The 2,571-nt window shown below is 39.2% G+C and carries 1 protein-coding gene and 2 pseudogenes; all 3 read right to left on the bottom strand.

Annotated elements, in window-relative coordinates; all coding sequences use genetic code 11:
* Positions 1 to 676: pseudogene (locus A9G24_RS11490) on the bottom strand (hypothetical protein); the annotation flags it as partial.
* A gap of 110 nt (positions 677 to 786) precedes the next feature.
* Entirely contained in the window at positions 787 to 1,971 is a 1,185-nt protein-coding gene (locus tag A9G24_RS11485) for a DUF6708 domain-containing protein (protein WP_065639138.1), read from the bottom strand.
* Positions 1,972 to 2,081: 110 nt separating this feature from the next.
* Positions 2,082 to 2,571 (bottom strand): annotated as a pseudogene (locus tag A9G24_RS12955) (hypothetical protein); the annotation flags it as partial.

Raw genomic sequence — 2,571 nt, 5'->3', positions numbered from 1 at the left:
GATTATAAGTGTTTTTGCCTACGCCCACGGACTGTGCAACGGGAAAGCCAGTTTTATAAGGGTGAAAGGAGAACACATTAACTAAGTTAGTACCACCCATATCCGAGCCAGTCTCGCCAAAATTAGCGGGCATAATATGTTCCCATTTAAACACCGCAATGCCACCACAATATTTAGGGCGTTGTACATACACTTGCCGTGTTACCCGATTAAACCGTACCCGAATATGGCGAAGCGTGAATAACTCTAAGCGACAGATATAACGGAAGTAGCGGATGCATAAATAAGCAGAGACTAAAAAAATGATTGCAAAAAATACCATTGCAAATATTCCGGAACCAATTTTATAATTATCCCATTCATTATTGTATAATTTTAAAGCCACTTTAAGTGCGAAATAACCTCCTGATGCTGTAATAAAAAATATAGCTAAACTAATCCAAGTAATAATCCCCCGAAAATTTTCAAGCATACCTCCTCGTATCTCTAAATAGCGATCGTTATAGGCATAATAAGGTCCTATCGGGCGTGGATTATGACTGACCGACTCTGTGGTATAATCTTTGGCGACTTCGCTTAACTTCATTGAGTTATCAGAATAATCTTTTTTCAATTTTTTACGTGTTTCAGGTTTAATTGCACTACCTAACCACAATATAAATTCACCAATATACATTAAAATGTCCCCTGAACTGCTTGGTAAAACTCGTTTAACTCTTCAGTTAAGTCATCAAATTGATCACGTTTGGGATCTTTGCTAAAGCAGCCACAATCTAACCTTACCAATTAATTCTCTGAATTCTCTTTTATGGGCTTTTCTGCTTGTTTTGTTGCTTTTGTTTTTCTTTTTCGGCTGGCTTTTTTCTTGGGTCTTTTAAATTGACCATAGTCGATAAGTTCGCCCGTTTCGTCATCAATTACGCCCCACTCTTGGCTACTATCTAAAATGGCCTTTTGTACCTCGGGTGGGTAATCCGATAGGGTGGTTTCTTTTGGTAAAGGTTTACCGGGTTTACCCGCTTGCCTGATCACTTTTGGCCAACGAGGTTGCCAGCATAGGCATTCCGAAATAAAGTAACCCATAGTATAAAATGGCAATAAGATTAAAAAGACGGGGATTAACATTAAAATCATGATCACACTGGGGTTATTTTTTGCCAGATGGATCATGGGGCTAATATGTCCCTCAACACCGTGAAAGGGCATGGGTAAGTGGGTACTTAGGCGTGGTTTAGGCAGGTTTTGGGGACCGTCTTCCATATAACGGCGGATAAATTCCCACTCGTCTTTATAATCTTGAGGATTATAAGTGTTTTTGCCTACGCCCACGGACTGTGCAACGGGAAAGCCAGTTTTATAAGGGTGAAAGGAGAACACATTAACTAAGTTAGTACCACCCATATCCGAGCCAGTCTCGCCAAAATTAGAGGGCATAATATGTTCCCATTTAAACACCGCAATGCCGCCACAATATTTAGGGCGTTGTACATACACTTGCCGTGTTACCCGATTAAACCGTACCCGGATATGGCGAAGCGTGAATAATTCCAAGCGATAAATATAACGGAAGTAACGGATAAATAAGTAAGAAGATAATAAAAAAATAATTGACAAAAATATTATTGCAAATATTCCAGAAACAATATTTACTCCTCCATCTTTATATAATTGTAAAGCAATTTGCAAACCAGCATTACAACATGAAAAAGAAACAAAAAATATAGCCAAACTAATCCAAGTAATAATCCCCCGAAAATTTTCAAACATACCCCCTCGTATCTCTAAATAGCGATCATTATAGGCATAATAAGGCCCTATCGGGCGTGGATTATGACTGACCGACTCTTTAGTATAATCTTTGGTGACTTCGCTTAAATTCATATCACCGCTAAAATAGCCCATTTTCAATTTTTTACGGGTTGCGGTTTTAATAGCACTACTTAACCAAAATAAATATTCACCAATATACATTAAAATGTCCCCTGAATTGCTTGATGAAACTCACTTAGCTCCTCGGTTAAGTCATCAAATTGATCACGTTTGGCATCTTTACTAAAGCAGCCACAATCTAACCTTACCAATTAATCCTCTGAATTCTCTTTTATGGGCTTTTCTGCTTGTTTTGTTGCTTTTGTTTTTCTTTTTCGGCTGGCTTTTTTCTTGGGTCTTTTAAATTGACCATAGTCGATAAGTTCGCCCGTTTCGTCATCAATCACGCCCCACTCTTGGCTATTATCTAAAATCGCCTTTTGTACCTCGGGTGGGTAATCCGATAGGGTGGTTTCTTTTGGTAAAGGTTTACCGGGTATACCCGCTTGCCTGATCACTTTTGGCCAACGAGGTTGCCAGCATAGGCATTCCGAAATAAAGTAACCCATAGTATAAAATGGCAATAAGATTAAAAAGACGGGGATTAACATTAAAATCATGATCACACTGGGGTTATTTTTTGCCAGATGGATCATGGGGCTAATATGTCCCTCAACACCGTGAAAGGGCATGGGTAAGTGGGTACTTAGGCGTGGTTTAGGCAGGTTTTTCGGACCGTCTTCCATATAACGGCGGATAAAT

It is taken from the genome of Gilliamella sp. App6-5, assembly GCF_001690525.1.
GTDB lineage: Bacteria > Pseudomonadota > Gammaproteobacteria > Enterobacterales > Orbaceae > Gilliamella > Gilliamella apicola_H.
The sequence above is the reverse complement of the archived record's forward strand: the minus strand, read 5'-3'. Positions and strand labels throughout refer to the sequence as shown.